This is a genomic window from Neobacillus drentensis, assembly GCF_036966985.1.
GTDB classification, from domain to species: domain Bacteria; phylum Bacillota; class Bacilli; order Bacillales; family Cytobacillaceae; genus Neobacillus; species Neobacillus drentensis_E.
Genome location: NZ_JBALSN010000227.1, coordinates 1 through 293, shown reverse-complemented (window position 1 = coordinate 293; position 293 = coordinate 1). Strand labels below are relative to the sequence as shown.

Below are 293 nucleotides of genomic sequence, written 5' to 3'. Positions count from 1 at the left end.
AAAATTTAAAATGGTCCACTGGCCATCTGATTAATGACCAGCCGACGTTGTATTCAACCGGACAGCCGATTTCCAACTGGGATCGTAAGTATCATGGAATGCTGACCATACGGAATGCACTGAATCATTCTTACAATATTCCTGCTCTTCTCACACTAAGGGCGGTTGGAATGGAAAAGGCAAAGAATTTTGCACAACAACTTGGCATTACTTTTAAAGATAACCAAGTATATGAATCCTATGCGATTGGAAGTAATTCCGTTAGTCCTGTAGATATGGCAGGTGCCTACAGT

At 41.3% G+C, this 293-nt stretch carries 1 protein-coding gene; it reads left to right on the top strand.

The features are described 5' to 3' along the window. Window positions 1-293 (top strand): penicillin-binding transpeptidase domain-containing protein (locus V7659_RS15460; protein WP_335540746.1); only part of this gene is annotated, 293 nt, incomplete at both ends.